The organism is Faecalibacterium sp. IP-1-18 (assembly GCF_023347355.1).
GTDB lineage: Bacteria > Bacillota > Clostridia > Oscillospirales > Ruminococcaceae > Faecalibacterium > Faecalibacterium prausnitzii.
In genome coordinates, this window is sequence record NZ_CP094472.1 from 2,198,162 (window position 1) to 2,224,454 (window position 26,293).

Below are 26,293 nucleotides of genomic sequence, written 5' to 3' on the forward strand. Positions count from 1 at the left end.
AGCAGAAAGTTTGCCGACCTTCTACCCTTTTGTGTCTGTTTTCTGTAAAAAGTTTTAATAATTTTGCTGTACCTCCCGCCAAATAAAAGAGGCTTCCGGAATGCCCGCAGACATTCCGGAAGCCTCTTTTCGATTATTTCAGGTTCACACGCTCTCATAGCCCTGCGGCATCTCGCTCTTGCGGTCGCGGGACATCAGGTTGCGCAGCGCATCGCTGGCGCTCATGCCCTCCTTGACGATGGCGTTCACCGTCTGGGCAATGGGCATTTCCACATGGTACTTCTCGGCCAGCTCCATGGCGGCGGGCAGGGCGTTGATGCCCTCCACCACCATGCCGACCTCCTTCACAGCCTGCTCCGGGCTTTCGCCCTTGCCGATCAGGATACCGGCGCGGTTGTTGCGACTGTGCATACTGGTGGCGGTGACGATCAGATCGCCGATACCGGCCAGACCCGCAAAGGTCTGGACATTGCAGCCCATGGCCACGCCCAGCCGGGCGATCTCGGCAATGCCGCGGGTGATCAGAGCGGCGCGGGCGTTATCGCCGTAGCCAAGGCCGGTGGAGATGCCGACACCCAGCGCGATGACGTTCTTCATAGCACCGCTCAGTTCCACGCCCTTGATATCAGTGTTGGTGTACACGCGCATACAGGTGTTGCTGAACACCTCCTGCACTACCTCGGCAGCCTCCAGATCCGGGCTGGCGGAAACGATGGTGGTGGGCAGATCCAGCGCCACCTCCTCGGCGTGGGTGGGGCCGCTGAGCGCCACCAGACGCACCGCCCGGGGGCCGTTCTCGTGGCTCAGCTCGTCGGCAAGGATCTCGGTCATGGTATATAAGGTATCGGGCTCAATGCCCTTTGCCACATCCACGATGATCTGGCCGGAGCGGATATAGGGCCGCGCCTTGGCCGCCGTGGCGCGCACGAACACCGACGGCACCGCAAACAGCAGCACGTCCTTGCCGGTGCACACTTCCTCTATGCTTTTGGTAAAACGCAGCTCCTGCGGGATGACCATTCCCGGCAGATTGGGGTGCACCCGGGTGGTGGAAAGGTTGTCCACCTCGGCCTCAATGGCCGACCACACCTGCACATCGTTGCCGCTGACGGTCAGCATCCGTGCCAGAGCCATGCCCCAGGTGCCTGCACCCAGAACACCAATACTAAACTTTTTCACGTTCGTATCCTCCGTGTCTGCACCGGGCAAGGGGCAAGCCCCTGCCGGTGGATTTGCGCCGCGCCGGGCCGTTGCCCCGCACCCGCGCACTGTTATGTTCATTGTACACGAAAGCGCCCACAGCGTCAAGCATCTGCCGCATTGCACAAATATTTAACAAGTTTATGCAATTTTTCGGGCACATCACACGTTTTGTGCAAACTGTTTGCGCTGCGGGGCATTTCATGCTATTATAGTATTCTGGTAGGTTTTGTAGGGATTTGTGATTCAGTCTCTTGACTTTGACCCTACTTTAAGGTATATACTGCTTTAGCCGGCAAAAGCCTTGCCGGTCTGCGCATTTTATTTTGAGGAAAAAACGATGTTTGAAGCACTTTTATCCAACCGCACGGTCAGCGTGCTGATGGAGGCGCTGCCCCGCATCCTGACGGCAGGCCTGACCATGACCATTCCGCTGACCCTTCTCTCCTTCTTTTTTGCCATGATCATCGCAGTGGCGGTGGCGCTGGTGCAGTACGCCAATGTGCCGGTGCTGCGGCAGATCGCCCGGTTCTATATCTGGGTCATCCGGGGCACGCCGCTGCTGGTACAGCTGTTCATCATCTTTTACGGCCTGCCCAGCGTGGGCATCATGCTGAACGCCTTTCCGGCGGCAGTCATTGCCTTTGCCTTCAACGAGGGTGCCTACTGCGCCGAGACCATGCGCGGTGCGCTGGAAAGCGTACCGCAGGGGCAGCTGGAGGCCGGGTACTGTGTGGGCATGAGCTGGTGGCAGATCATGCGCCGCATCGTGCTGCCGCAGGCACTGCGCACCGCTGTGCCTGCGCTGTCCAACTCCCTTATCGGTATGATCAAGGACACCTCGCTGGCGTCCAATATCACGGTGGCAGAGCTGTTCATGGCCGGGCAGCGGGTAGCCGCCCGCACCTACATCTTTCTGCCCATCTACTGTGAGGTGGCTGTGGTGTATCTGCTGTTCTGTACCGTCATCACCAAGCTGCAGGCGCTGCTGGAACGTCAGCTCAACGCCCGCGGCTTCCAGTAAAAAGGGAGGTGCGCACCTATGGCTATGTTAGAGATCCGCAATGTGCAAAAAACCTTTCGCACCTACGCAAAGCCCGGCCTTTTCCACCGCCCCGGTGCACGGAAGGTCATCAGTGATCTGCCCGTGCTGCGCGGCGTAGACCTGACCGTGGAAAAGGGCGATGTGGTGGCCATTCTGGGGCCGTCCGGCTCCGGCAAGACCACCCTGCTGCGGTGCCTGAATTTTCTGGAGACTGCCGATGCCGGGCAGCTGGTGTTTGACGGCGAAAGCTTTGACCTTGCCCATGCCAGCCGCGCCGACATTGCCCGGCTGCGCAAAAAGACGGCCTTTGTGTTCCAGAACTACAACCTGTTCCGCAACAAGACCGCCCTGCAGAATGTGACCGAAGGGCTGATCGTAGCGCGTAAGCTGCCCAAAGAGCAGGCGGATGAGATCGGCATGAAGATGCTTGCCAAGGTAGGCCTTGCCGACCGCGCCGACTACTACCCCCGCCAGCTTTCCGGCGGGCAGCAGCAGCGGGTGGCCATTGCCCGTGCCCTTGCCGCCGACCCGGAAATTATTTACTTTGACGAGCCCACCAGCGCCCTTGACCCGGAACTGACCGGCGAGGTGCTCAGCGTGATGCGGCAGCTGGCCGAGGAGGGTATGACGATGCTGGTGGTCACCCACGAGATGGGCTTTGCCCGCAACGTTTCCTCCAAGACCGTGTTCATGGAGAACGGCGTGGTGGTGGAGCAGGCACCCTCTCAGCAGTTCTTTGCATCCCCCAAGGAGGAGCGCACCCGGGCCTTCCTGCGCAGGATCGCCCATACGGAATAAAACCACTTCTCTTTTTGCATTTTTTCACGACAGAAAGGAATTTTTACTTATGAAACGCAGAACCTTTATTTCTCTGATGGGTGTTATGGCCGCAGCCGGTGTGCTCAGTCTGACCGGCTGCTCTTCCAAGGACACCGCCGCCAGTACTGCCAGCTCCGCACCGCTGAACAAGCTGGACAGCATCCAGAAGAGCGGCAAGCTGGTGGTGGCGCTGGAGGGCGCATGGCAGCCGTGGAGTTACCACGATGCTTCCGACACGCTGGTGGGCTACGATGTGGAGGTCTCCCGCGCCATTGCCGAAAAGCTGGGCGTGGAGCCGGAGTATGTGGAGAGCGACTGGGACAGCCTGTTTGCCGGTCTGGACGCAGGCCGCTACGACATGGTGTGCAACGGCGTGGAAGTAACCGAGGAGCGCGCCAAGACCTACGCTTTTACCACCCCCTACGGCTACATCCACACTGCGCTGGCGGTGCGCAAGGATAACGAGGATATCCACAGCTTTGAGGACCTGAAGGGCAAGACCACCGCCAACAGTCTGGCTTCCACCTACATGGAGCTGGCCGAAAGCTACGGCGCTACCGTGCAGGGCATCGACACGCTGGAGGAGACCATCCAGCTGCTGACCGCCGGCCGCATTGATGCCACCCTGAACGCAGATGTTTCCTTCTACGACTACCTGAACGTCCACCCGGACGCAGACTTCAAGCTGGTGGCGCAGACTGCCGAGGCCTCTCATGTGGCCATCCCGGTGCTCAAGAGCGAGGACACCGCCTATCTGGACGCGCTGAACACCGCCATTGAGGAGCTGCGCGCCGACGGCACCTTAAAGACCCTGAGCGAGAAGTATTTCGGACAGGATATCTCTTCTGAAAACTGAGAAGCTCGGCCCTCTCAGTCTGCTCACTTCGTTCGCATCCAGCTCCCCCGAAAGGGGGAGCTTTTTTGTTATCTGCCAGTCCGTGCGGTAAAGCTCCCCCCTTCGGGGGCGCTGGCGAGCGCAGCGAGACTGAGAGGGTAAATTCTCTATTGACTTATGCAATATTATATGATATATAATATTATAGAAACACACCCTACCGAAAGGAGGCTGTTCCTGCATGAGTTTTCCCATCAGTGCCGCGCTGCTGGATGCCATTGTGCTGTCCGTGGTGGCGCAGGAGCCGGAAGGTACCTACGGCTACAAGATCACCCAACAGGTCACCCACACGCTGGAGCTAAGCGAATCCACCCTGTACCCGGTGCTGCGCCGGCTGCAGAAAGACCAGCTGCTCACGGTCTACGATGCGCCCTTCAATGGCCGCAACCGCCGCTATTATCAGATCACCTCCGCCGGGCGGGCGCAGCTTGCCGCCTACGCGCAGGAGTGGAGCCGCTACCGTTCTTCCATTGACACATTTTTCAGAGAGGTGGAATGATCTATGACCCGTACTGCATTTCTTGCTGCGCTGGAACAGCTTCTGGCTCCCCTGCCGGAGGCCGAGCGCAAGGACGCTTTGAGCTATTACGAAGATTATCTGGATGCCGCCGGGCCGGAAAACGAAGCCCGCGCCATTGCGGAGCTGGGCAGCCCCGAGGAGGTCGCTCGCAAAATTCTGGATGAGCAGACCCCGGCAGGCAGTTCTGCCGCCCCGGCATCCCCTGCACGCAAGCCGCATTCCCGCTGGCGCATGGTGCTGGGCGGCGGGCTGGCGGTGCTGGTGCTGGCCTGCTTTTTCTTCCAGCACTCCAAGGCCACCCCGGTACAGCCGGTGGAGCCCGTTTCTTCTGCCTCGGAAATTCCTGCTTCCTCTGCGGAAGTGTCAGCTGAGAGCACTCAACCGCAGGCCGTGGATTCCGTTTCTGCCTCAGACGGTCTGACATTCTCCCTCTCTGCTGAGATGGTCCACGATAAGCTATCCCTGAAGTTGGATTATGGTACCGTTCTATTTGTTGTTGACCCAAATGCTTCTGACATCACGCTGCAGTTTGATGGCTTTAGGACCCGGTACCTCACCCATTCCAGCGAAAAAGCTGGGACCACAGAGTTTTCCTACCATATTCCCAAATACAACGCTCTCCCTGATTCCGACAGCGCTTTGCTCACCATTACCGTTCCGGAAAATATCCTGCATGAGGTGGACATTGATCTTGCTATGGGGGACGTTGACCTTGGCACCCTCTCTCTGGATGAACTGGATTTGGAACTTGCCATGGGGAGCGTCTCTGCCGACAGCCTAACTGTGAAGGATGCAGATTTTGATCTTGCCATGGGCGGCTGTCACATTGACCATCTGTCCGCACCGGAATTCGATGCCGAACTTGCCATGGGGGACTGCACCATCGGTATGCTGTCCGGTGCTCAGGATGTCAACATCTCGGTCACCCTTGGCAAGGCCGCCTTGACCCTGGAGGGCAGTGCCTCGGACTATACCCTCGTCACCAATGGGCTTATGGGCACTTCCATCCAGGATGGCAAGGCCAATCCCTCTCGTAAAATCTCCCTCAGTACCACCACCGGCGATCTCTCCATCTCCTATACGAATTGACCCCTAAACGCAGAATACCCCCGGCATCCGAACGAAACGAAAACGGATGCCGGGGGTGTTTTTATGCTTCCCTGTGAAAATAATCGTAGATGGTCTGTGCCAGCTGCCTGCCCACACCAGGTGTGTTTTCCAGCTGGTCGGGGGTGGCGTCCTTCACCGCGCCCACGCTCTTGAACTGCGTCAGCAGGGCTTTGGCTGTTTTAGGGCCTACGCCCGGCACCTCGGTCAGGGTGGAGGAGTAGCTTTTTTGCTTCATCTGCTGCTTGCGGTAGGCGTTGGCAAAGCGGTGGGTCTCGTCCTGAATGGCAGTAATGAAGGTAAAGGTACCGCGGTTCATGTTGATGGCAATTTCCCGCCCGTCGCTGTCCACGATGGCGCGGGTGCGGTGGTGGTCATCCTTTACCATGCCGTACAGCGGCACATCTGCCAGCGCTGTACCGGCAAGCGCCTCCTTTGCGGCGCTCACCTGTCCCCTGCCGCCGTCCATCAGCAAAAGGTCCGGCTTCTGCCCGAACCAGTTGCCGCTGGACTGACCGCTTTCAGCCTGTGCAGCGTATTTTTCGTACTCTGCCGCCCGGCGGGAAACGGTCTCTGCCAGCGAGGCATAGTCGTCCGTGCCCGCCACGGTTTTCATTTTGAACTTGCGGTAGCCCGCCTTGAAGGGCTTGCCATCCTTGAAGGTGACCATGCCGCAGACGCTGCTGCCATCGCCCCAGTTGGAGATATCGTAGCTCTCGATGGCGCGGGGCGACTTTGAAAGCCCCAGCACCTGCGCCAGCTCGTCCAGCAGCTTTTCTTCCCGGGCGTAGCGGCCGCTCTCCCGCGCCAGACGCTCCACCGCGTTGGTGTGCGCCATTTCCACCAGATGCGCTTTATCGCCCCGCTGGGGCACATACAGCTGCACCTCGCTGCCCCGTTTCTGGTTCAGCGCCTGCTGCAAGGCGTCCACGTCCGGCGGCAGTGCGTCCACCGCGATGATCTTGGGAATTTGTTCATCGTCCAGATAGTACCGGGGCAGAAATTCCTCCCGCACCGCGTCGATATCCGAGGTATCGTGGAACAAAAACTCCCGCTTGTCAGTCAGCCGTCCCTCCCGGAAGCGCAGCACCGCCGCGCACACGCTGTCCGGCGTACCGGCCAGCGCCACCACGTCCATCTCCACGTCCGGGTCTACCACCACCTTCTGCCCTGCCGTCAGCTTGGTGATGGCGTTGATCTGATCCCGCAGAAGAGCGGCGGTCTCAAATTCCAGCCGGTCGGAGGCCTCCTGCATCCGCTCATTGAGGGTTTTCAGGATATCCTTTTTACCGTAGCGGATCAGGTGCACCGCGTTTTTGACCGCCTGATTGTAGGTCTCGCAACTGATCTTTCCGCTGCACACTGCCATACACTTGCCGATATGGGCGTTCAGGCAAGGGCGTCCTTTGCCGATCTCCTGCGGGAAGCGTTTGGAGCAGCGCGGCAGCAAAAAGGCATCCATGGCCGTTTCTGCCATCTGCCGCGCCGCAAAGCTGGAGGTGTAAGGGCCGATATACTCCGCCCCGTCCTCCTCCTTTTGCAGGGTGAAGGAAAGGCGCGGCCAGTCCTCCCGGGTGACGCGGATATAGCTATAACCCTTGTCATCCTTGAGCAGGATGTTATACTTGGGCGTGTGCGCCTTGATCTGGCTGGCTTCCAGTACCAGTGCCTCGAACTCGCTCTGACAGACGATGACGTCAAAGGCGTAGGCGTGGGCGATCATCTGGCTGACCTTGTTATCGTGGGGCACGCCCTCGCGGAAATACTGGCTTACCCGGATGCGCAGGCGCTTGGCCTTGCCGATATAGATGATGGTGTCGCTTTTGTCCCGGATGATATACACCCCGGGCAGCAGCGGCAGCATACAGGCTTTTTGATAGAGTTCGGCCTTAGTCATGCAGCACCTTCCTCCGTATTTGTGGGATGGGGCGTCCTGCAATGGAAAGCCCTTTGCTCCCGGTAAAAAGCTTATCAAAAAAGCGGCAGGGAGCCCCCGCCGCTTTCTGTTGCTTGTGATACAGACTTACTCTGCAAAGCCGGACTCCACCAGCTTGATCAGGCCGTCCACGGCAGCCTGCTCATCAGCGCCGTCAGCGATGATGCGGATGGTGGTGCCGCCAACGATACCCAGAGACAGAACGCCCAGCAGGCTCTTTGCGTTCACGCGGCGTTCTTCCTTTTCGACCCAGATGGAAGACTTGAACTCGTTTGCCTTCTGGATAAAGAAGGTAGCCGGACGAGCGTGCAGACCAACCTGATTTTCAACGGTAACTTCTTTTACGTACATAGTAAAGCGCTCCTATCTAATATCGTTTTGGTGTACAAAAGCATAGTGTGCCTGTTGTGTTACACTCATTTTAGCGCAAGTCGAAACGGTTGTACAGTCCCCTTTTGCATTTTTGGCGCTTTTCCCAATGAAACAGGGAGCATTTTTCAGGTTTTGTACAAAGACAATAAAATTATGCCCCGAAGGTTAGAGGGGTAATACAAAAGTTTTCAACAACTTTTAGACCGCCGGGGAGTTTTGCCCTGAATTTTGTGTATTTTCACCGACATTTCCGGTGCCGGCTCACTCCTGCACAGGGCCTGCGTAGCGCATCTGCACCAGTGCGCATTTACGCGTCACGGTGGGGTATTGCTGCGGGTCAAATTCCAGACTGGTGCTGCCGTCCAGCTGCCAGCCCATGCGGGTATACAGCGCAATGGCGCGGGTGTTGGTGTTCAGCACACTCAGCACCGGGTGTGCGTGCTCCGGCAGCTTTTTGCGGGCAAAATCCAGCAGCTTTGCGCCGATGCCGTTGCCCCGGGCTTTTTCCGTGACGAACAAATGCTCGATATGCCCCGCCTTATGGCTGACGCACACCATGCCGTCCGGCACGTCCTTGGTGGTGTGCAGGTAGCATACCCAGCCCGCCGCCTTTTCCTGCTGCAACTGCAGCAAAAACTGCGGCTCGGTCAGAGTGCGGCAGTATTCCGGCGTCCAGTTGTCGGCGCAGACAGCCTGCCGACCCTCGGCAAACAGCTTTGCGGCGGCAGCAAACTGCTCGGCAGTCTTTACCAGCCGGACATTCTCGCCCCGCTTCCACTTTGGCACTTCGGCAATGGGGTGGCTCGTACACCACTGCTCGTACAGCTCCGGGCGGCGCAGACGGGTGCGGGTGCGGCTCTGCTCGCCGCGCCACGCGTCAATTTTTGCATGGTCGCCGCCCAGCAGCACCTCGGGCACAGCACGACCCTCCCACACCTCGGGGCGGGTGTATTGGGGGTATTCCAGCAGGCCGTCCCAGTAGCTTTCCTCCTCGTAGCCCTTCTGCTCGGCCAGTACGCCGGGCTTCAGGCGCAGCACGCTGTCTGCCACAACAAGGCTGGCCAGCTCGCCGCCGGTCAGGATATAATCACCAATGGAGATCTCCTCGTCCGCAAAAGCTTCGATGACACGCTCGTCAATGCCCTCGTAGTGGCCGCAGACCAGCGTCAGGTTGTCATATTCAGCCAAGCGCTTTGCGTGCTCCTCGGTGTAGCGCTGGCCGCCCGCCGTCAGAAACACGATATGCGGGGCAGGGCGTCCCTGTTCGGCCACCTCGCGCTGCACTGCCCGCAGGCAGTCCGCGATGGGCTGGGCGTACAGCACCATGCCGCAGCCGCCGCCGTAGGGGTAGTCGTCGGTCTGCTTCTGCTTGTTCAGGGTATAGTCCCGGATCTGGTGGCAGTGGGTCTCAATATAGCCCCGCTTTGCTGCCCGGCCGATGATGCTGGCATCCAGCACCTGCTGGCACATCTCCGGGAACAGAGTCACGATGTCCACACGCATTCCCATGGCTTACTCCTCCTCCCGCTCGCTGTCAAAATCGTCATCCAGCAGACCGGGGATGGGGGTGACAAGGATATACCCCTCCGGCGGGTTGCGCTCTTTCAAAAAAGCGTCCACCCCAGGGAACATATATTCCTTGCCGCCGGGTGCCTTGACGGTGTAGATATCCTGCGCACCCGGGTGGTCCACGCTGGTCACCACGCCGTACACCTTGCCAGTGTCGGCGTCCCGCACTTCACACCCGATAAGGTCCGCCACATACCACCGGCCTGCTGGCAGGGTGGCATCGTTGCGATCAAAGTAGAACACCTGCCCGCGCAGCGCCCGGGCGGCGTCCATATCGCTGACCCCCTCCAGCTGGAGCAGCGCCATCTGCCCCTGCGGACGGATGGAAAGGATCTTATACGCCTTGCCGCCCTGCGCCGAAGGGTACAGGCGGCCTACTTTTTTCAAAAAATCCACCCCGTCGCACCAAAGCTCCAGCTTCATTTCCCCGCGCACACCGTGGGTGGTAACAACTTTTCCGGCTTCCAGATATTGCTGCATCGTTTTCTCCTGTAAGAACCCTCTCAGTCAATGCCTGCGGCATTGCCAGCTCCCCCGAGGGGGGAGCTTTTTGACGAAGAGGTGGTGTATTGCTTGTTTGTTCAGAATGCTCCTGTGTACAGTCTGCTCCAAGCTCCCCCTTTCGGGGGAGCTGGCGCGAAGCGCCTGAGAGGGTTTTCTATAACCAAAAAGGCCCCTTGCCGCAAGGGCAAAGGGCCAGTAGGGTGCTCAGTCGATCTCAACAAGGACCTTTTCATCGACCCGCACAGCAGCCGCGCGCATCACCACACGAATGGCTTTTGCGATCCGGCCCTGCTTGCCGATGACACGGCCCATATCTCCCTCTGCCACGCTCAGGTGGTAGACGATGGTACCGTCCTCGCGGGGCTCGTCCACCGTAACCTTGACGGCGTCCTTGTCCTCCACGAGACCGCGGGCAACTGCCAGCAACAGCTCCTGCATGAGTCAGCCCTCCCTACTTACAGAACGTTAGACTTCTTCAGCAGGACACGAACGGTATCAGTGGGCTGAGCGCCGTTAGCGATCCACTGCTTTGCCTTCTCGGCATCGATCTTCACCTCAGAGGGCTCCTTGTTGGGATCGTAAGTGCCGATCTCCTCGATGAAGCGGCCATCGCGGGGGAAGCGGCTGTCAGCAACGACAACACGGTAGAAGGGGGCCTTCTTGGCGCCAACGCGGCGCAGACGAATCTTAACTGCCATAATAGATATCCTCCAAAAATTGTTGTTTTTGATATATGTTACAAACCCCGCCGGGGTTGTATACCGTTGTTATTTCAGTCCGCGGAAGGCGTTGGGGTTGCCCATCATGCCGCCCAGACGGCGGGCAAAGCCCTTAGGGCTCTTCTTGAACTGTTTCATCATCTTCTGCATCATCTCGTACTGCTTGAGCAGCTTGTTCACGTCCTCCACGCGGGTACCGCTGCCTGCGGCAATGCGGCGCTTGCGCTTGGGGTTGATGATGGAGGGCTTTTCCCGCTCCTCTTTGGTCATGGAATAGATCATGGCCTCGATGCGGTCAAAGGCTTTTTCGTCGATCTGGCTGGCATCGATACCGGATGCGCCGGGCAACATACTGAGCATCGCGCCTGCGCCGCCCATCTTGCGGATCTGGGCGAACTGCTCCAGCATATCGTTCATATCGAACTTGTTTTCCATCAACCGCTTGGCGGTCTCCTCGGCGGCCTTTTCGTCAGCGGCATCCTGTGCGCGCTCGATCAGGCTGAGCACATCGCCCATGCCAAGGATGCGGCTTGCCATGCGGTCCGGGTGGAACACATCCAGATCATCCAGCTTTTCGCCGGTGCCCTGAAACTTGATGGGCTTGCCGGTAACGGCCAGCACGGAAAGCGCTGCACCGCCGCGGGTATCGCCATCGGTCTTGGTGAGGATGATGCCATCCACGCCCACCGTCTCGTTGAAGGTCTTGGCCACATTGACGGCATCCTGACCGGCCATGGCGTCCACCACCAGCAGGGTCTCATCCACGGGAACGGCAGCCTTGATGTCCACCAGCTCCTGCATCAGCACTTCATCGATCTGCAAGCGGCCTGCCGTATCCAGAATAACGATGTCGTTGCCGTAGTCCTTGGCGTGTGCCAGTGCCTTACGGGCGATCTCCGGCGGCTTTGCGCCGGGCAGGGTGAACACCGGTGCACCGGCCTGCTTGCCCACCACCTGCAGCTGGTCGATAGCCGCAGGGCGGTAGATATCGCAGGCTACCAGCATGGGGCGGCGGCCCTGCTTGATATAAAACTTGGCAAGCTTTGCCGCATGGGTGGTTTTACCATTGCCCTGCAGGCCGCAGAGCATGATGACCGTCTGGCCCTTGTTCTTGATGTTCAGGCGGGCGGCTTCGCTGCCGCCCATGAGGGCTACCAGCTCCTCATTGACGATCTTGACCACCTGCTGGGCGGGGGTCAGGCTTTCCATGACCTCCTGACCCATGGCGCGCTCGGACACCTTTGCGCAGAAGTCCTTGGCAACCTTGTAGTTGACATCGGCTTCCAGCAAAGCCATCCGCACCTCGCGCATGGCGGCTTTAATATCTGCCTCGGTCAGCTTACCGTGACCGCGCAGCTTTTTGAATACACCGGCAAGGCGGTCGGTCAGGGATTCAAATGCCATTGTGCGGTGCTCCTTTCAAAATTCGATCAGCTTTCGTTTGCTTCATCCATCGAGCGGATGATCTCCAGCATTTTTGTCAGCGTTTCCACATATTCCGTGGTGGTGATATTGGCGCGGGGGCCGGTGCACTCGAACCGGGTGTCAATGACCAGCTGTTCCAGCTGTTCCAGCTTCTGCTGTACCCGCCGGTAGCGGGCTGCAAAGCCTACCTTTTCTTCCAGTTCCTTCAGGGTGGTCTCGCCGTGCTTGATGGCGTCCCGTGCGCCCTGCCGGGTGATGCCGAAGTTTTCGCCGATCTCGCTCAGCGAAAGATCATCGTTGTAATACTGGCGCAGCATCTCGCGCTGCTTCTGGGTAAGCACCTCGCCATAAAAATCCAGCAGATACCCCATTTCCAGATCTTTTGCCATTGCTGTTGACCCCCGGTGCTCTGCTGTCTGTGCTTGCTGTGTTGTAAAGTTTTTTTGCTTTACGGATGGAGTATACCAGAACCCCTGCCCCTTGTCAAGGGGATTTTGGAGTTTTTTCTGAAATATCTGCCCAAAATTCGCTGTTTTTGCCAAAAGGCATCTTGACGCAGCCGGGGGCTTTGCGTTAGGATAATAGTGTTGTATCCCAAGAGAAAGGAGTGCCCTTGTGCCGATCTACTCTAATTTTTACCAGACCCTTACCACTGCCTGCCCCATTGTGGAGCTGCGGGGCTATGCCGCCGCCTGCGGGCTGAAGGGGCATCTGTACGCGTATCTGGATTTTAACGGCCCCACCGGCACCGCCCGGGACGGCCTTGCCGAGGGGATGCTGGCCCTTGCCATTGAAAAAAAGCAGCTTGCCCCGGGGCAGCCCATCATCGAGGCGGCCTCCGGCCCCTTTGCCACCGCCCTGACGCTGGCCAGCCTGACCGCCGGGCACCCCATCGTGCTGGTGATGCCGGAGGATGCCCCTGCCCTGCGGCAGGAATACCTGCTGCGGCTGGGTGCACAGATCCGGCACAGCCCTGCCCGCAGCGGTCTGGCCGGGGCACGGGCACTGGCGGCGCAGACCGCCGCCGCGAACGGCTGGTACTATATGAACTGGCTTGCCAACGACGACAACCCGGAGTACCACCGCCGGGTCACCGGCCCTGCCATCGTGCAAAGCATTGCACGGCAGAACCAGAGCCTTGTGGACGCCATTACCATCGGGGTGGGCAGCGCCGGCACAGTGACCGGCGTGGGCGAGACCATCAAGGCATGGACGAACGATGTGCGCATCGTGGCGGTGGAGCCGTATGAAAATCAGGTGCTGGGCGGCGGGCTTACCGGCCCCCACGGCATCCCGGATATCGGCTACGGCATCGTGCCGGAAAACTACAACAGCTATGTGGTGGATAACGTTTCTGCCGTGGCCAGCCGGGACGCCCAGCGGGCTGCCCAGCAGGTGCTGCGCACCGATGCCATTCCCGCTTCGGTCAGCGCCGGTGCTGCCCTGCACGCCGCCGCCCAGCTGCTGGCCAACTGCAACAGCCGCGCGGCGCTGGCCATTTTCAGCGGACGCGCCAGCATCGTATAAGCGGCCGCTTCTATCAATAGGAAAGAAGGACGTTTTTCATGACCAAGGACATGACCAGCGGCGCTATTACGCCGTTGCTGATCAAATTTACCATTCCGCTGGTGCTGGGCAACCTGTTCCAGCTTACCTACAACGCCGCCGACAGTATCATCGTGGGCAAGTTTGTGGGCGAGGATGCACTGGCTGCCGTGGGCACCTCGAACCCCCTGATGACCCTTGCCATCCTGTTCATCAACGGGATGTGTCTGGGCGCGGGCATTCTGGTCAGCACCGCCTTTGGCGCGGGGGACACCAAGCTGGTGGAGCGGCAGGTATCCACCACTGCCATTGCGGGCACGGTGTTCTCTTTGACCTTCTCTGCCCTGTGCGTGCTGCTGGCAGACCCGCTGCTGCGGCTGCTGCAGGTGCCTGCGGCTATTCTGCCCATTGCGGTGAATTATCTGCGCATCGTGTTTGCGGGACTGATCTTCACCTTCTTCTATAATTTCCTTGCCGCCACCATGCGTGCGCTGGGCGACAGCAAGAGCGCACTGTATTTTTTGATGATCAGTGCGGTGCTGAACATTGGCGGCGACCTGTTTTTTGTGGAGGCGCTGGGCTGGGGCAGCGAGGGCTGCGCTCTTTCCACCGTGCTCAGCGAGGCCGCCTGCTGCCTGCTGTGCGTGGTGTACATCCGCTATAAGGTACCAATCTTACAGCTGGGCAGGCGGTGGCTGGTGTATGACGGCAAGCTGCTGCGCAAGACCGTGAGCTACGGCTGGGCCAGCGCGATGCAGCAGGCCACGGTGCAGCTGGGCAAAATTGCGGTGCAGGCCATCGTAAACACCATGGGCGTCAACGCCATGGCGGCCTTTACCGCCGCCTCCCGCATCGACGACTTCGCCTACACCCCGCAGCAGAACATTGGCCACGCCATGACCACCCTGATGGCGCAGAACCGGGGCGCAGGCAAGACCGACCGGGTACGGCAGGGCTACCACTGCGGTATGCGCATCGAATTCGTCTATGCGCTGTTACTTACCGGTGTCTGCCTGCTGTTTGCCGAGCCCATCATCCGGCTGTTTGCCGCCGACCCTGCTGTGGTGGACCTTGGCGTGCGGTTCTTGCGCACCATCTCGCTGTTTTATCTGATGCCCGCCGCCACCAACGGCATTCAGGGCTTTTTCCGGGGCATGGGCGATTTGAAGGTCACCCTGAACAGCAGTATGCTGAACATGGGCGGTCGTGTGGCTGCCGCCGCCCTGTTTGTGCTGGTGATGAAGATGGACATCGAAGCCTTGCCCTTCAGCTACGCCGTGGGCTGGCTGCTGATGCTGCTGTACGAGCTGCCCCTGCTGGTGCGTTTTCTGCGCAGCAGCGAGATGTAAGATAAAAAACAATGCCGGAGCGCTGATGCTCCGGCATTGTTTTTTATAGATATGTTTTACTTGGTGCCGTAGATACGGTCGCCTGCATCGCCCAGACCGGGCACGATGTAGCCATTCTCGTTCAGGCGGTCGTCCTGTGCGCCCAGATAAATGTCCACATCGGGGTGTGCCTCGTGCAGAGCCTTGATGCCCTCCGGTGCGCCCAGCAGACCGATGAACTTGATGCGCTTTGCGCCGTGCTTCTTGATCTGGGTGATGGCGTCGATGGCGCTGCCGCCGGTAGCCAGCATGGGATCCAGCACCAGAACGTCACGCTCGGCGATATCCTGCGGCAGCTTGCAGAAGTACTCCACGGGCTGCAGGGTCTTTTCGTCGCGGTACAGGCCGATGAAGCCGACCTTGGCAGCGGGCAGCAGGGTCAGCATACCGTCCAGCATACCCATGCCGGCGCGCAGGATGGGCACCAGAGCCAGCTTGCGGCCTGCCAGCACCTTGGTCTTTGCCATGGTGATGGGGGTCTCGATCTCCACCTCTTCCAGCGGCAGATCGCGGGTAGCCTCGTAGCACAGCAGCGTTGCGATCTCGCCAACGAGGTCACGGAACTCCTTGGTGCCGGTCTGTTTGTTGCGCAGCAGGCTGATCTTGTGCTGCAGCAGCGGATGTTCAACGATCATCGGGGTCATAAAAACACGCTCCTTAATTTATATAGAACATTCTATCGGGTACTGATCTGTGGCCTTGCCCGCCCGGTGGGCGCACAAATAGCTTTTTTTCACAGAGAAGCTTGCAGCGCAGGCTTCTCTGTGAAATTACAAAAATTTCAATCAGCGGTTTTCCAGTGCGGTCAGCTTGTCGATGCGGCGCTGATGGCGGCCGCCCTCAAACTCGGTGTTCAGGAAGATATCCACCAGCTGGCAGGCAAGGCCTGCGCCCACTACACGGCCGCCCATGCACAGGGCGTTGGCGTCGTTGTGGCGGCGGGTATACTCGCAGCTGAAGCTGTCGGAGCAGCAGCAGGCGCGGATGCCCTTGATCTTGTTGGCTGCCATGCTGATGCCCACACCGGTGCCGCAGAACAGCAGTGCCTTCTCGCACTGGCCGCTCACCACTGCGTCACAGGCGGGCACAGCCATATCGGGGTAGTCCACGCTGTCGGTGCTGTGGGTGCCAAAGTCGATATACTCCAGACCAAGCTCTTCCAGATGTGCCTTGACAGCCTCTTTCAGTTCAAATCCGCCGTGGTCGGCGGCAAGTGCGATGGGTTTTGCCATGGAAAAACGTCCTTTCCCTGTGAGTGGTCACAGTTCCGCTTTTATTGTTTGTTTGCTGCGGCTTCGGCAGCCAGACGCTCCGCCCGCTCCCGCTCCGCCTGACTGAGACGGTGGTAGTCCGGCAGCAGCGCCTCCGGCAGCACAGCCTGCCCGGCTGCGGCCATCTGCTTTGCCACAAGTGCTACGGCAGCGGCACGGCCGCCCCGCAGCGCCGGGGGTGTTTGCAGCACGCCCGGCACATTGCTGTATTTATTATAGCACAGACCCGCGCCATCACCAACAAAAAACAGAGGCTTTTTGCAATTTTCTACAAAATCCGCCAGATCTGTCACCGCCCGGGCGTCATCGTCCAGCAGACGGGTGTGGGTGGCAAGGTCAAATGCAGCACTGTACACCTGTGCACGGCGGGCGTCCAGTGCACAGAGCACCGTACCCTCGCCGGTGTGGGCAGCGGCCAGCGCTTCCAGGGTAGACACCGGGGCACACAGCGTCTCGCGCGGGAAGGCCAACCCCTTGACGGCGGCCAGCCCGATGCGCAGGCCGGTAAAGCTGCCCGGGCCTGCGTTGACGGCGTACAGGTCGATGTCCGCACAGGTCAGCCCGCACATCTTTAAGCAGCTGTCGATCATGGGCATCAGCGTTTCGCTGTGGGTCATGCCGCCGTCCAGATATACCTCGTACAGCAGGCGATCATCCTGCAGCAGAGCCACACCGGCGGTCTTGCCCGCCGTATCCACGGCCAGAATATTCATACCGTCACCCCCTCAATGGTGATCTTGCGGGTGGTATCGTCCAGACGTTCGATGTTCACCCGGATGGGGTTTTCCAGCGCCAGCAGGTCGGCAAAGTTCTCGCTCCACTCTGCCGCCACCACAGCGCCCTGATCCAGATAATCGTAGAAGCCTGCCGCGCACAGATCGTTCTCGGTGGAAATGCGGTACAGGTCAAAGTGCGCCAGCGGGCGCGGACCCCGGTAGTAGTTCACGATGGCAAAGGTAGGGCTGGACACCGGGTCGGTGCAGCCCAGACCCTCGGCAAGACCCTCGGTAAAGGCGGTCTTGCCAGCGCCCAGACCGCCGGTAAAGGCGATCAGTGCCCCGGGAGCCAGCACAGCGGCCATCCGCTTGCCCAGCGCCACCGTTTCGGTGCGGGAATGGGTGATATATTCTGACATGAAGGTTACCTCATCGTTTCAAAAAAGGGATGGCAGACACTCTGCCATCCCTAAGTATAATATAAAACACACAAAAGTGCAATGGTCAGGCGGCGGCAGGGGTCTGCTGCGCCGCTGCGCCGTTCGTCAACGTGCCGGGCGCGGTGAGCCGGGCAGCGGCATCGCCCTGAATGATGGGATAGGACGCCGCCGCGTGGGGACGCCGTCCGGTGTTCTGGTTGAGATACCACACGATGTCGTTTTCGCCGTAGACCTCAAGGCCGTAATCAATGGCCTGCTGCAAGGTCTCGCCCTCGATCATGCGGTTCACGGTCGCCCACAGCATACTGCGGGAGTACACACTGTATACGTTATTCACAAAGCCTGCCACGGCCTTTGCCCCGCCGGAGAGCAGCCCGTCCGAAAGAGCGGTGTCCACATGGCCGCTGCGTCCGTAGAACTCGCAGGTCTCTGAGAGCACGATGGTGCCGTTCAGCTTACCGCCCCGGTAGGCATTGCCGAAAAAGTCCCCGGTGACGGCGTAGCAGCCGTTCACCTTGATGACCCGGTGGCTAAGCAGCTCCAAGCCGTAGCGCAGGTCGTTCCAGAAATCGGATTTTTCCAGCAGCAGGATGATAGGCGCGGTGGCCTGCTTTTTCCACAGCCAGCCGTACTCATAGGTATAGTACGCGCCGTGGGCGCTGAGGACGGCAAGGTCGTAGTCTGCCATCCGCTTCAGGTCGGAGACAGTCACCATCATGTCCAGATGGGTGTCCAGCCCATAGCCGTTCCAGTAGTCCTTCATATAAGAATAGTAGGGGTAGCGGTTGCTGTTGACGCCATTATCAAAAGCATAGTAGATGACCGCATTGCCCACGGTGCCGTTTTCGGCAGCGAGCAGGGCGGGCGCATCCTCCATCTCCGGCCCGGGCAGGGCGGCGTCCGCCTCGCTCTCGGTATCGGTGAGCAGAATACCGCCCAGTGCGCCGCAGCTGTAAGTAAAGCTTACCATGCCGTTTTTCGCATCCACATAGATGCTGTCTTTTTTCACAAGCCCCTGCGCCACCAGTTCGTCCAGCTGCGCCAGCGCAGCCACCTGACGCTCTTCCTCCGACATTCCGGCGTAAGCGGCGCTGTCGGTCAGGGCGGTGACGGCGGCATCCGTCTGCTGCATCTCCTTTACCTCGGAAGCGGTCAGGGTCTGGGGGGTGCCGGTGGTTTCCTCCGGCGCGGCGGCCATTGCCGGGCACACTGCCGTAAAGGCCAGCGCAATGGCACACACCGCGCTGAACAGACGGCGATAAAACGTATGTTCCATTTCTTCTTTTCCGTTCCTCTCCCCCGGCACACCGCCGGGGCTGTTGTGCGCAAGGCTGCGCCCACAGGTTCATTGTAGGATGCAACCGGGGCTTTGTCAAGCACCCCGGCAATGTTTTACCATTCCGTCACACCCGGCGCATTGCATTGGCGCAAGGATTTGTGTATAATAGCGATATGCTGGGTTTTTATCGCCTGTACACAGGCACGCCCCGGCAGATTGTTCTGACGAAAGGCGGTGCTTTCTTTGGATAGCATTCGACAATATTTTAAGCGCACCGATAAGATGTATCTGCTGCTGTGCATTTTCAGCAGCGTGATGGCGGTGCTGGCGCTGTCCTCCTGGGCAGCCAAGCAGGGCAACGGCTTTGCCACCGATGAGGTGACCGGTGCCATCATCGGCATTGGCGACTACCGCCGGGCGCTGGTGCAGGCGGGCGCTGCCGCCATTGGCATCGTGATTGCGCTGCTGCTCTCCTGCGTGGACTACCGCAGCCTTGTAAAGGTGTGGCCGGTGCACGTTGTGCTGACGTGGGGTCTGGTGCTGCCCACGCTGGTCATCCGCAACGTATCCATCGGTCCGCTGACCATCGGCTACAACGCCGGTGATACCGACAACTACTCCTGGTATAAACTGGGCGGCTTTACCTTTCAGCCCACAGAGCTGGCAAAGATCAGCTTTATCCTGACCTTTGCCATGCACCTGAACAACGTGCGCAGCCGCATCAATGAGCCAAAAGAGCTGGCAAAGCTGTTGCTGCACCTGCTGGTGCCCATTGCCATCATCCATGTGCAGGGCGACGACGGCACGGCCATCATCTACGGCATCATCGGCTGCTGCATGATGTTTGCGGCGGGGCTGAGCTGGAAGTATATCTTTGCAGCCTTTGCGGCGGCGGGTGCTGCCGTGGCGGTGGCCTTTGCCTTTTTCAGCGATAAGATCGGCAAGGGGTACCAGTGGTACCGCATTCTGGCGGTGCTGGACCCGGAAAACACCACCGGTTGGGCCCCCAGCGAGACGGTATGGAAGAACATCATCTACCAGCAGCAGCGCGGCGAGATCGCGCTGGGCTCCGGCGGCATCTTTGGCAACGGCCTATTCGGAGGCAGGTATTACAGCGTGCCCAACGCCCACAACGACTTCATCCTCAGCTGGATCGGCAACGTGGCGGGCTTTGTGGGCTGCTGCGTGGTGCTGGGCGTTCTGCTGGCGCTGGTGATCAAGACCTTTGCCACCGGTGCCCGCAGCGAAGATCTGCTGGGCAGCTACATCTGCGCCGGTATCGGAGGTGCCCTGATGGCGCAGATCGCGGTGAACGTGGGCATGAACCTGCGGGTGCTGCCGGTCATCGGTGTCACCCTGCCCTTCTACTCCGCAGGCGGTAGCTCGGTGCTTATGCTGTATATCTGTGTCGGTTTAGTACTATCCGTATACTCTCACAACACTAAAAGCCTGTTCAGTTAAAGAATGTTCTATAAGCAAGGACGTGCAGCCCGCGGGCTGCACGTCCTTGCTTTTTAGGTAATTTTAAAACAAGCAGCTTTTGTCGCGCTCCGCAGAGCGCGACAAAAGCTATATTGAACAAACAAAAATTCCATAAATCATGCCCAGAGCAAAGCGGAGGGCATTCAAGAGCGTCCCAGCTTTTTCAGCTCCACTACCGGCCAGCCAAGGGCGCGGATAGCGCTTTTATCGTGCGTAGCCAGCAACACCGGCTTGCCCGCGCAGCGCTGCCGCAGCAGCGCCGCCGCCCGCTGCAGGGTGTCCGGGTCCATGCCGGTAAAGGGCTCGTCCAACAGCAGGGTGTCGCTGGGTGCCCACAGCGCCCGCAGCAGCGCCACCCGCCGCTTTTGCCCGCCGGAAAGCCTGCGGGCGGGCAGCTGCAAGGCGGCAGTGCCCATTCCAAGCTGTTGAAAATCGCTTGTAATTTGCTCTTTGTACTGGTTTTCCGCCCCCGGCAGCACCAAGGTGACGTTCTGCACCGCGTTCAGCTGAGGACAAAGGCGGTCTTCCTGAAAGACCGCCGCCACCCGGCCTACGCCCTCCACGCTGCCGGTGGTGGGGCGTTCCAGCCCCATCAGGATGCGCAGCAGGGTGGTCTTGCCCCAGCCGCTGGGTGCCCACAGCACCACGGGGGCATCCACCTCCATGCACAGGTCGGTGAAGAGCGGTGCCGCGCCGAACCGTTTTGTCAGGTGTTGAAGCTTCAGCATTTTGTCCCCTCCTCTCCCAGCACTGCGCCAACGGCTTTATCCAGTGCAAACAGGAACAGCTTTTCAAAGCCTGCGCTCAGCAGAATGATGACAAAGGTCCACGCAAACAGTTCCCCGGTGGAAAGGGTGATCTTGGCACGGTACAGCGCATCGCCGATACTGCCGTTGGGCAGGCCGATGACCTCGGCCGCCACGCCGCTTTTCCAGCAGATGCCCAGCGCCACGCTGCACCCCTGCCGGAAGGCCGGCAGCACCGCCGGCAGCCAGATTGCCCGCAGGCGGCGGCCTGCAGGCAGACGGAACACCGCCGCCATTTCCAGCAGCTGCACGTCTGCCCCGGCAATGCCGGTGCGCACCGCACCGTACAGCACCGGCAGCACCATTAAAAAGCTGATAAGCACCGAAAGGGCGCTGCCCCGCACCCAGACCAGTGCCAGAATGATAAAGCTTGCCACCGGCGTGGTCTTGACCAACTGCATCACCGGAGCCAGCAGTGCATCGGCGGCGCTCCACCGGGCGGCGCACACCGCCAGCACCACGCTGACCACTGCGCCCAGCACAAAACCCAGCAAAATGCGCCCGGAACTGAAGCCCACCCGCTGCCAGAAATCTGCCCTTGGCAGCAGCTGCACCAAGGTGCGCAGCGCCTGCACCGGCGATACCAAAAACACCTCCTGCCCGATGGCCATAGCTGCGGCCTGCCAGACCGCCAGCCAGAACGCCACCGCCAGCAGACGGCGAAAAAATTGCTTGTTCTGCTTCATAAACTGCCCTCCTCCCCTGCCTATTATAAGGTATAGTATACCATACCGCCCCGCAAAGGGGAATGACCTGTGCACCATCTGCGGCGGGTCGGCTCACGCTGCATATACTTTTATTCAACCGTCGTATGCTTGACATGAATTTACATCCAGTGTAAACTGGATACAATATGCGGTGCAACTTTGGCACCGGCGCAGGAAAGAGGGGACAGTTTTGACACAAGCGCTCAAGGGCCGCTATCTTCATGCTGGCCTGCTTCAACACCTGTGTGGGGCTGATCGCTTGTGTGGGGGAGTATTTCCACACCCTGCTTTCCCGCATCCCCTACCCTGCTCTTGCCGCCTTTTTTGCCGCTGCCAGTATGCTGATCGCAAATCTGGGGCTGGCAGATATCCTACGGTTATCCGTCCCGGTGCTCAACGCCCTGTACCCGGTAGCCATTGTGCTGATTACGCTTTCCTTCGTGCCCGGGTTGGAACAGCGCCGCCGGGTCTATCCGCTGTGCATCGGCTGCACTGCCGTGCAGAGCATTGCCGCCGCGCTGCCGCTTGGCCCGCTTTCTGCTCTTGCCAACGCCCTGCCGCTGGCGGCGTTGGGCTTTGGCTGGGTGCTCCCGGCGGTCATCGGGCTGCTGGCAGGCATCTTTTTAAGCTGCACTGAAGAATAAAGGAGATATTACTATGATCCAGCCTATCATGCACGACCCGCTGTTTCTGGCGCAGAAGTCCGCCCCTGCCACCCCGAAGGATGCCCCTGTCGCGCGGGACTTACTGGAGACCCTAACCACCCACGCCGATGGCTGTGTAGGCATGGCTGCCAACATGATCGGCGTGCTCAAGCGCATCATTGCAGTGGAAGCTGAGGACGGGTATCTGGTGCTGTTCAACCCGGTCATCCTGAAAAAATCCGGCCAGTACGAAGCCGAGGAGGGCTGTCTTTCGCTGGAAGGCGTGCGGAAAACAAAGCGCTACCAGAGCATCAAGGTGCAGTACCAGACCATGGACGGCAAACCGCGCATCAAGACCTTTACCGGCTGGACGGCACAGATCATCCAGCACGAGATCGACCATTGCGATGGGATCTTGATTTAAGTTTTTTACCACGCACAAAGCCCCCGAGGGTGTGACCCCCGGGGGCTTTGCTATGCTGTAACAGAGATGTCGCAATTTTAGCCTTTGACACCGCCAAGCGCAACGCCACGGACGATAAACTTGGACAGCAGCAGGTAGACGACGATGACCGGCAGAATGGCGATGGCCACCATCATGTACACCTTGCCCATATCGAACTTCAGGAAGTCCGCGCTGCGCAGCTGAGCGATCAGGATCGGCAGGGTCTTTTTGTCGGCAGTGTCCAACACCAGAGCCGGGATGAAGTAGTTGTTCCAGCTGGCCACGAAGGAGAAGATGGCCTGCACAGCCAGAGCCGGCTTCATGATGGGCAGCACGATCTTATTAAAGGTATAGAACTCGCCTGCACCGTCAATGCGGGCGGCCTCCACGATCTCCATGGGAAGGGAGGCGTCCAGATACTGCTTCATGAAGAAGAACACAGTGGGTGCCGCAATGCTGGGAACGATCAGGGGGATGAAGCTGTTTTTCAGGCCCATCTTGGAGATCAACTGCAGAAAGCCCAGTGCGGACACCTGTGTGGGCATGGTCATGATGAGCAGGATCAGGGCAAAGGCAGCCTTTTTGAATTTGAAGTTATAGGCGTAGATGCCGTAGGCCGTCAGAGCCGAGAAGTAAACGCTGAGCGCTGCCGAGCAGGCAGACACCAGCAGGCTGTTGCGGATGCCGCTCACCACAGGGATGTTGGCGTCCGTAAGCACATTGCGGAAGTTTGTGATGATGGACTTGCCCGGCATCAGCGAGAAGCCCTTCTGGATCTCGAAGTGGGTGCGGGTGGAGTTGATGATCAGCACATAGAAGAAGAACAGGCACAGAAAGCTGATCAGCACCAGCACCAGATAGCACCACGCACGGCGGGCGGTCAAGATCGCCTTTTCGGACTGGTTTTTAGGCGTATGTGCCATACTTATTTCCCTCCTTTGGCAGCAGCCTTTTTGGCTGCCTTCAGTTCCTTGCGCTGAGCCTTGGTCAGGCCGTCATCTTCCTTGGTCAGCGAGAAGTACACGACGACGCACAGCACTGCACACACAAGGAACAGCACCACAGATACTGCACCGGCCATGCCGTAGTTCTTGCTGAACAGGTGGTTGTTCAGGTACATGATCATGGTGGTGGAGGTACGGTCGGGGCCGCCCTTGCCGTTGGTCAGGATCTGCGGCACATCGAACATCTGCAGGCCGCCGATCATGGAGGTGATCATCACATAGACCAGAATGGGACGGATCAGGGGCAGGGTGATCTTCCAGAACATCTGGTTCGGGGTGCAGCCGTCCAGCTCTGCGGCCTCGTACAGGGTGGGGTCCACGCCCATAATGGCTGCCATCAGCATGATGGTGGTGTTACCGAACCACATCAGGAAGTTCATCAGGCCCACAAGGCCACGGTTGCCCCACACGGTATTCAGAAAGCTGATGGGGGTCTTGATCCAGCCCATGCTCAGTAGCACTGCGTTCACCGGGCCGTTATCCGAGAACAGGGCGAAGAACAGCATTGCGAAGGCCGAGGCCATGATCAGGTTGGGCATGTAGATGACCGTCTTGAAGAAGGTCTGTCCCTTCAGCTTCAGTCGCAGGTCGGTGAACCATGCCGCCAGCAGCAGCGAGACGATGATCTGCGGGACGAAACCGATGATCCAGAGGATCAGCGTGTTGCTGAAATACTTGGGCAGATCGGTCGCGAACAGGGTGATGTAGTTTTTCAGACCCACAAAGTTGGGTCCGATGATCTTCAGACCGCTACGGTAATACTCAAAAAAGCTGTAATAGATGGTGGATGCCAGAGGGATCAGCTGGAATACCGCGAAGATGATAAAGAACGGTGCAATGAAGATATAGCCCCATTTCGCGTAGCTGATCGACCCTTTCTTCTTTGTTTTTTCTCCCATGAGATCTCCCTCCTGCCGGGTCACAGCAAAACCAAAGGGGCGGGCGAGATACGCCGCCCGCCCCTTTGCTTCAATTTTCAGTTCGGAGTAAAACCGCTTATGCGGGCCATACCACGTCGGTCAGCTCGGGGTACTTCTCCTTGATGGCGGTCTCGAAGTTTGCCTTGGCGGCATCCTCCTCCACGTTGCCGGTGAAGTAATCCTTGAAAGCGTTCTGGAAGCTCTCGTTCAGGCCCTGATCGTACGGGCCAGCATTGGACATATCGATCTTGGTTGCAGCCTCTGCAAACAGAGCGATGTGGTTCTGGCCGCCGAGGAAGTCGGACTTGTAATCGCTGTTGGCGATCTCGTTCATGGCCTTCTCGTTGTTGGTGTAATCCTGCGTATCCATGGTGATCTGCTTCATGATGGCTTCATCGCAGGTCAGCTTCAGCATAACGTCCTTGATGGTTTCAAGGTTGTCGCTGCCGGCTGCGCCGCAGATCCAGGTGCCGCCCCAGTAGTAGGGCTGAGGGCCTTCGCACACAGCGTAGTCGCCGTAGATGCCGTTGCCAACCTCTTCCTTGCCGCCCTCAGCGGTAGGAGTTGCCAGAGAGTTGCCCAGCAGGGTGAAGTTGATGCCCCAAGTGGAGTAGAAGAAGCCGAACACCTTACCGGTGGGGCCCTGATCGGAAGCCCACTGGCTGTCCCACAGGCTGGACTTGTTGTTGTAGCCCTTGTCGGTGTACTCCTTGGTCTGGTCCACCCACTTCATCAGGTTCTCGTCCACGGTAACGGTGGTGCCGGTGACCCAAGGTGCGGAGACGTTGTTGGAGAAGGTGCGGTATGCATCGTCAAAGCCGGACAGCATCTTGTAGCCCTTGGCAGCAGCCTTGGCAGCTACATCGTTGAACTTATCCCAGTCGGACAGGTAGGTCTGCACTTCGGCGGGGTCATCGGTGCCCAGCACCTCCTTGGCAATGCTGCGGCGGTATGCGAACAGACCCGGGGTAGCCTGCCAAGTGGTGCCGCGCTGGCTGCCGTCCACAGAAACGATGTCCTTGGTGTACTGGTACTGACCGGCCAGATCGGAATCGGTCAGGCCGATATCCTTCTTGACATCCAGAACGTAGTCGGAATCCACATACTTCAGAGCGTAGTCAGCCTCGATCAGGAAGATGTCGATCTTGTCGTCATCGGCAGCGGAGTCCTGATTCAGCAGAGCCTCGTCCAGCTTGTTCTGGTAGTTGTTGTTCTCGTTGGCGTTGATGGTCCACTTCACGGTGGTGCCGTCCTTCAGGGTGGTGGTGGACTTGTCGGCTGCGATCTCCTTGACCTCGGGATAGTAGTCGTTGAAGCGGCTCTGGAACTCATCATTCCAGCACCAGATGTTCAGCACCTTGCCCTCGGCAGCAGCCGGAGCAGAAGCAGCTGCAGAGGATGCAGGAGCGGCAGAGGAAGCAGCAGTGCTGCTGGAAGAACCGCCGCCGCAGGCTGCCAGAGCAGCACCAACAGTCACGACACCGGAAGCGAGCAGGAAATTACGACGAGAGATCTTTTTCATAAGGGTAAACCTC

29 protein-coding genes are annotated in these 26,293 nt (G+C 59.1%); 10 read left to right on the top strand and 19 right to left on the bottom strand.

Translation table 11 applies throughout. From position 1 onward, the window contains the following. Positions 1-144: 144 nt before the first annotated feature. Positions 145-1,281, bottom strand: coding sequence for an NAD(P)H-dependent glycerol-3-phosphate dehydrogenase (locus tag MTP43_RS10465; RefSeq protein ID WP_005920345.1), 1,137 nt, complete (start codon positions 1,279-1,281; stop codon positions 145-147). 259 nt (positions 1,282-1,540) lie between these two features. On the opposite strand from MTP43_RS10465, the gene MTP43_RS10470 reads away from it, so the two are divergent. The 5 genes from MTP43_RS10470 to MTP43_RS10490 all read left to right on the top strand — a co-directional run bounded on the left by MTP43_RS10470 (position 1,541) and on the right by MTP43_RS10490 (position 5,568). Next, on the top strand, positions 1,541-2,224 hold the full coding sequence (locus MTP43_RS10470) for an amino acid ABC transporter permease (protein ID WP_005920347.1): 684 nt from the start codon (positions 1,541-1,543) through the stop codon (positions 2,222-2,224). 18 nt (positions 2,225-2,242) lie between these two features. Beyond that, on the top strand, positions 2,243-3,043 hold the full coding sequence (locus MTP43_RS10475) for an amino acid ABC transporter ATP-binding protein (RefSeq protein ID WP_005920349.1): 801 nt from the start codon (positions 2,243-2,245) through the stop codon (positions 3,041-3,043). A 49-nt stretch (positions 3,044-3,092) separates the two neighbouring features. Then, the gene (locus tag MTP43_RS10480) at positions 3,093-3,920 is read left to right on the top strand and encodes a transporter substrate-binding domain-containing protein (protein ID WP_005920351.1); all 828 of its coding nucleotides are present in this window, start codon (positions 3,093-3,095) and stop codon (positions 3,918-3,920) included. Between the two features lie 220 nt (positions 3,921-4,140). Further along, positions 4,141-4,458, top strand: a complete 318-nt coding sequence (locus MTP43_RS10485) for a PadR family transcriptional regulator (protein WP_005920353.1) — start codon at positions 4,141-4,143, stop codon at positions 4,456-4,458. A 3-nt stretch (positions 4,459-4,461) separates the two neighbouring features. Next, a complete protein-coding gene (locus tag MTP43_RS10490; RefSeq protein ID WP_097782479.1) occupies positions 4,462-5,568 on the top strand; it encodes an HAAS signaling domain-containing protein in 1,107 nt (368 codons plus the stop codon). Between the two features lie 61 nt (positions 5,569-5,629). On the opposite strand, the gene uvrC is transcribed toward MTP43_RS10490, so the two are convergent. The 8 genes from uvrC to MTP43_RS10530 form a co-directional block, all read right to left on the bottom strand. Continuing rightward, a complete protein-coding gene (gene uvrC / locus MTP43_RS10495; RefSeq protein ID WP_112121328.1) occupies positions 5,630-7,483 on the bottom strand; it encodes an excinuclease ABC subunit UvrC in 1,854 nt (617 codons plus the stop codon). 126 nt (positions 7,484-7,609) lie between these two features. Further along, positions 7,610-7,873 carry an HPr family phosphocarrier protein gene (locus tag MTP43_RS10500; protein ID WP_005920365.1) on the bottom strand — a complete coding sequence of 88 codons (264 nt, stop codon included), beginning with the start codon at positions 7,871-7,873 and terminating at the stop codon, positions 7,610-7,612. 282 nt (positions 7,874-8,155) lie between these two features. After that, on the bottom strand, positions 8,156-9,403 hold the full coding sequence (trmD, locus tag MTP43_RS10505; RefSeq protein ID WP_097784995.1) for a tRNA (guanosine(37)-N1)-methyltransferase TrmD: 1,248 nt from the start codon (positions 9,401-9,403) through the stop codon (positions 8,156-8,158). A gap of 3 nt (positions 9,404-9,406) precedes the next feature. Continuing rightward, positions 9,407-9,943 carry a ribosome maturation factor RimM gene (gene rimM / locus MTP43_RS10510; RefSeq protein WP_005920369.1) on the bottom strand — a complete coding sequence of 179 codons (537 nt, stop codon included), beginning with the start codon at positions 9,941-9,943 and terminating at the stop codon, positions 9,407-9,409. A gap of 228 nt (positions 9,944-10,171) precedes the next feature. Beyond that, a complete protein-coding gene (locus MTP43_RS10515) occupies positions 10,172-10,405 on the bottom strand; it encodes a KH domain-containing protein (RefSeq protein WP_005920371.1) in 234 nt (77 codons plus the stop codon). Positions 10,406-10,422: 17 nt separating this feature from the next. Further along, positions 10,423-10,665: a 30S ribosomal protein S16 gene (rpsP, locus tag MTP43_RS10520; protein ID WP_005920373.1), complete on the bottom strand. Its 243-nt coding sequence runs from the start codon at positions 10,663-10,665 to the stop codon at positions 10,423-10,425. Positions 10,666-10,734: 69 nt separating this feature from the next. Further along, positions 10,735-12,090, bottom strand: coding sequence for a signal recognition particle protein (gene ffh / locus MTP43_RS10525; RefSeq protein WP_005920375.1), 1,356 nt, complete (start codon positions 12,088-12,090; stop codon positions 10,735-10,737). 26 nt (positions 12,091-12,116) lie between these two features. Beyond that, entirely contained in the window at positions 12,117-12,500 is a 384-nt protein-coding gene (locus MTP43_RS10530) for a sigma factor-like helix-turn-helix DNA-binding protein (RefSeq protein ID WP_015536880.1), read from the bottom strand. A 226-nt stretch (positions 12,501-12,726) separates the two neighbouring features. On the opposite strand from MTP43_RS10530, the gene MTP43_RS10535 reads away from it, so the two are divergent. Together MTP43_RS10535 and MTP43_RS10540 are read left to right on the top strand one after the other, a co-directional pair. Beyond that, the gene (locus MTP43_RS10535) at positions 12,727-13,638 is read left to right on the top strand and encodes a pyridoxal-phosphate dependent enzyme (RefSeq protein WP_005920377.1); all 912 of its coding nucleotides are present in this window, start codon (positions 12,727-12,729) and stop codon (positions 13,636-13,638) included. Between the two features lie 38 nt (positions 13,639-13,676). Further along, complete coding sequence (locus MTP43_RS10540; protein WP_117526745.1) at positions 13,677-15,005, top strand: MATE family efflux transporter; 1,329 nt, start codon at positions 13,677-13,679, stop codon at positions 15,003-15,005. Between the two features lie 56 nt (positions 15,006-15,061). On the opposite strand, the gene upp is transcribed toward MTP43_RS10540, so the two are convergent. The 5 genes from upp to MTP43_RS10565 all read right to left on the bottom strand — a co-directional run bounded on the left by upp (position 15,062) and on the right by MTP43_RS10565 (position 18,747). Next, complete coding sequence (upp, locus tag MTP43_RS10545) at positions 15,062-15,688, bottom strand: uracil phosphoribosyltransferase (protein ID WP_005920380.1); 627 nt, start codon at positions 15,686-15,688, stop codon at positions 15,062-15,064. Positions 15,689-15,829: 141 nt separating this feature from the next. Beyond that, positions 15,830-16,276 carry a ribose 5-phosphate isomerase B gene (gene rpiB / locus MTP43_RS10550; RefSeq protein ID WP_005920385.1) on the bottom strand — a complete coding sequence of 149 codons (447 nt, stop codon included), beginning with the start codon at positions 16,274-16,276 and terminating at the stop codon, positions 15,830-15,832. Between the two features lie 41 nt (positions 16,277-16,317). Next, positions 16,318-17,028 carry a tRNA (adenosine(37)-N6)-threonylcarbamoyltransferase complex dimerization subunit type 1 TsaB gene (gene tsaB, locus MTP43_RS10555; RefSeq protein WP_015536878.1) on the bottom strand — a complete coding sequence of 237 codons (711 nt, stop codon included), beginning with the start codon at positions 17,026-17,028 and terminating at the stop codon, positions 16,318-16,320. Continuing rightward, positions 17,025-17,450, bottom strand: coding sequence for a tRNA (adenosine(37)-N6)-threonylcarbamoyltransferase complex ATPase subunit type 1 TsaE (gene tsaE, locus MTP43_RS10560; protein WP_015536877.1), 426 nt, complete (start codon positions 17,448-17,450; stop codon positions 17,025-17,027). Before tsaE ends, tsaB begins: the two co-directional genes overlap by 4 nt. 85 nt (positions 17,451-17,535) lie before the next feature. Further along, a complete protein-coding gene (locus MTP43_RS10565) occupies positions 17,536-18,747 on the bottom strand; it encodes a hypothetical protein (RefSeq protein WP_113620863.1) in 1,212 nt (403 codons plus the stop codon). Positions 18,748-18,993: 246 nt separating this feature from the next. Here MTP43_RS10565 and MTP43_RS10570 point away from each other — a divergent pair, with 246 nt between their 5' ends. Next, positions 18,994-20,211: an FtsW/RodA/SpoVE family cell cycle protein gene (locus tag MTP43_RS10570; protein WP_223451012.1), complete on the top strand. Its 1,218-nt coding sequence runs from the start codon at positions 18,994-18,996 to the stop codon at positions 20,209-20,211. Positions 20,212-20,375: 164 nt separating this feature from the next. Here MTP43_RS10570 and MTP43_RS10575 read toward each other — a convergent pair whose 3' ends face one another. Together MTP43_RS10575 and MTP43_RS10580 are read right to left on the bottom strand one after the other, a co-directional pair. Further along, positions 20,376-20,960 carry an ABC transporter ATP-binding protein gene (locus MTP43_RS10575; RefSeq protein WP_005920395.1) on the bottom strand — a complete coding sequence of 195 codons (585 nt, stop codon included), beginning with the start codon at positions 20,958-20,960 and terminating at the stop codon, positions 20,376-20,378. Beyond that, positions 20,954-21,724 carry an ABC transporter permease gene (locus tag MTP43_RS10580; RefSeq protein WP_113620862.1) on the bottom strand — a complete coding sequence of 257 codons (771 nt, stop codon included), beginning with the start codon at positions 21,722-21,724 and terminating at the stop codon, positions 20,954-20,956. Before MTP43_RS10580 ends, MTP43_RS10575 begins: the two co-directional genes overlap by 7 nt. Positions 21,725-21,966: 242 nt before the next feature. Between MTP43_RS10580 and MTP43_RS10585 the strand changes: the two genes are divergently transcribed. Together MTP43_RS10585 and MTP43_RS10590 are read left to right on the top strand one after the other, a co-directional pair. Continuing rightward, on the top strand, positions 21,967-22,389 hold the full coding sequence (locus MTP43_RS10585) for a branched-chain amino acid transport system II carrier protein (protein WP_249234807.1): 423 nt from the start codon (positions 21,967-21,969) through the stop codon (positions 22,387-22,389). A gap of 13 nt (positions 22,390-22,402) precedes the next feature. Beyond that, entirely contained in the window at positions 22,403-22,813 is a 411-nt protein-coding gene (locus MTP43_RS10590) for a peptide deformylase (RefSeq protein ID WP_113620860.1), read from the top strand. A gap of 77 nt (positions 22,814-22,890) precedes the next feature. Here MTP43_RS10590 and MTP43_RS10595 read toward each other — a convergent pair whose 3' ends face one another. The 3 genes from MTP43_RS10595 to MTP43_RS10605 all read right to left on the bottom strand — a co-directional run bounded on the left by MTP43_RS10595 (position 22,891) and on the right by MTP43_RS10605 (position 26,280). Continuing rightward, positions 22,891-23,757, bottom strand: a complete 867-nt coding sequence (locus tag MTP43_RS10595; RefSeq protein WP_097778848.1) for a carbohydrate ABC transporter permease — start codon at positions 23,755-23,757, stop codon at positions 22,891-22,893. 2 nt (positions 23,758-23,759) lie between these two features. Next, on the bottom strand, positions 23,760-24,737 hold the full coding sequence (locus MTP43_RS10600; protein WP_005920401.1) for a carbohydrate ABC transporter permease: 978 nt from the start codon (positions 24,735-24,737) through the stop codon (positions 23,760-23,762). 97 nt (positions 24,738-24,834) lie between these two features. Further along, positions 24,835-26,280, bottom strand: coding sequence for a twin-arginine translocation signal domain-containing protein (locus tag MTP43_RS10605; RefSeq protein WP_097782468.1), 1,446 nt, complete (start codon positions 26,278-26,280; stop codon positions 24,835-24,837). Between the last annotated feature and the right edge of the window lie 13 nt (positions 26,281-26,293).

Excerpts from the sequence above, each read along its gene's own strand:
- rpsP (WP_005920373.1), bottom strand. The coding sequence starts at position 10,665 with ATGGCAGTTAAGATTCGTCTGCGCCGCGTTGGCGCCAAGAAGGCCCCC.
- MTP43_RS10565 (WP_113620863.1), bottom strand. The coding sequence starts at position 18,747 with ATGGAACATACGTTTTATCGCCGTCTGTTCAGCGCGGTGTGTGCCATT.
- MTP43_RS10475 (WP_005920349.1), top strand. The coding sequence starts at position 2,243 with ATGGCTATGTTAGAGATCCGCAATGTGCAAAAAACCTTTCGCACCTAC.
- tsaE (WP_015536877.1), bottom strand. The coding sequence starts at position 17,450 with ATGTCAGAATATATCACCCATTCCCGCACCGAAACGGTGGCGCTGGGC.
- uvrC (WP_112121328.1), bottom strand. The coding sequence starts at position 7,483 with ATGACTAAGGCCGAACTCTATCAAAAAGCCTGTATGCTGCCGCTGCTG.
- MTP43_RS10605 (WP_097782468.1), bottom strand. The coding sequence starts at position 26,280 with ATGAAAAAGATCTCTCGTCGTAATTTCCTGCTCGCTTCCGGTGTCGTG.
- MTP43_RS10470 (WP_005920347.1), top strand. The coding sequence starts at position 1,541 with ATGTTTGAAGCACTTTTATCCAACCGCACGGTCAGCGTGCTGATGGAG.
- MTP43_RS10465 (WP_005920345.1), bottom strand. The coding sequence starts at position 1,281 with ATGAACATAACAGTGCGCGGGTGCGGGGCAACGGCCCGGCGCGGCGCA.
- MTP43_RS10485 (WP_005920353.1), top strand. The coding sequence starts at position 4,141 with ATGAGTTTTCCCATCAGTGCCGCGCTGCTGGATGCCATTGTGCTGTCC.
- MTP43_RS10590 (WP_113620860.1), top strand. The coding sequence starts at position 22,403 with ATGATCCAGCCTATCATGCACGACCCGCTGTTTCTGGCGCAGAAGTCC.
- MTP43_RS10490 (WP_097782479.1), top strand. The coding sequence starts at position 4,462 with ATGACCCGTACTGCATTTCTTGCTGCGCTGGAACAGCTTCTGGCTCCC.
- MTP43_RS10595 (WP_097778848.1), bottom strand. The coding sequence starts at position 23,757 with ATGGCACATACGCCTAAAAACCAGTCCGAAAAGGCGATCTTGACCGCC.
- MTP43_RS10530 (WP_015536880.1), bottom strand. The coding sequence starts at position 12,500 with ATGGCAAAAGATCTGGAAATGGGGTATCTGCTGGATTTTTATGGCGAG.
- MTP43_RS10600 (WP_005920401.1), bottom strand. The coding sequence starts at position 24,737 with ATGGGAGAAAAAACAAAGAAGAAAGGGTCGATCAGCTACGCGAAATGG.
- MTP43_RS10585 (WP_249234807.1), top strand. The coding sequence starts at position 21,967 with ATGCTGGCCTGCTTCAACACCTGTGTGGGGCTGATCGCTTGTGTGGGG.
- tsaB (WP_015536878.1), bottom strand. The coding sequence starts at position 17,028 with ATGAATATTCTGGCCGTGGATACGGCGGGCAAGACCGCCGGTGTGGCT.
- upp (WP_005920380.1), bottom strand. The coding sequence starts at position 15,688 with ATGACCCCGATGATCGTTGAACATCCGCTGCTGCAGCACAAGATCAGC.
- rimM (WP_005920369.1), bottom strand. The coding sequence starts at position 9,943 with ATGCAGCAATATCTGGAAGCCGGAAAAGTTGTTACCACCCACGGTGTG.
- MTP43_RS10580 (WP_113620862.1), bottom strand. The coding sequence starts at position 21,724 with ATGAAGCAGAACAAGCAATTTTTTCGCCGTCTGCTGGCGGTGGCGTTC.
- MTP43_RS10515 (WP_005920371.1), bottom strand. The coding sequence starts at position 10,405 with ATGCAGGAGCTGTTGCTGGCAGTTGCCCGCGGTCTCGTGGAGGACAAG.
- MTP43_RS10540 (WP_117526745.1), top strand. The coding sequence starts at position 13,677 with ATGACCAAGGACATGACCAGCGGCGCTATTACGCCGTTGCTGATCAAA.
- MTP43_RS10575 (WP_005920395.1), bottom strand. The coding sequence starts at position 20,960 with ATGCTGAAGCTTCAACACCTGACAAAACGGTTCGGCGCGGCACCGCTC.
- MTP43_RS10480 (WP_005920351.1), top strand. The coding sequence starts at position 3,093 with ATGAAACGCAGAACCTTTATTTCTCTGATGGGTGTTATGGCCGCAGCC.
- MTP43_RS10500 (WP_005920365.1), bottom strand. The coding sequence starts at position 7,873 with ATGTACGTAAAAGAAGTTACCGTTGAAAATCAGGTTGGTCTGCACGCT.
- rpiB (WP_005920385.1), bottom strand. The coding sequence starts at position 16,276 with ATGGCAAAACCCATCGCACTTGCCGCCGACCACGGCGGATTTGAACTG.
- ffh (WP_005920375.1), bottom strand. The coding sequence starts at position 12,090 with ATGGCATTTGAATCCCTGACCGACCGCCTTGCCGGTGTATTCAAAAAG.
- trmD (WP_097784995.1), bottom strand. The coding sequence starts at position 9,403 with ATGGGAATGCGTGTGGACATCGTGACTCTGTTCCCGGAGATGTGCCAG.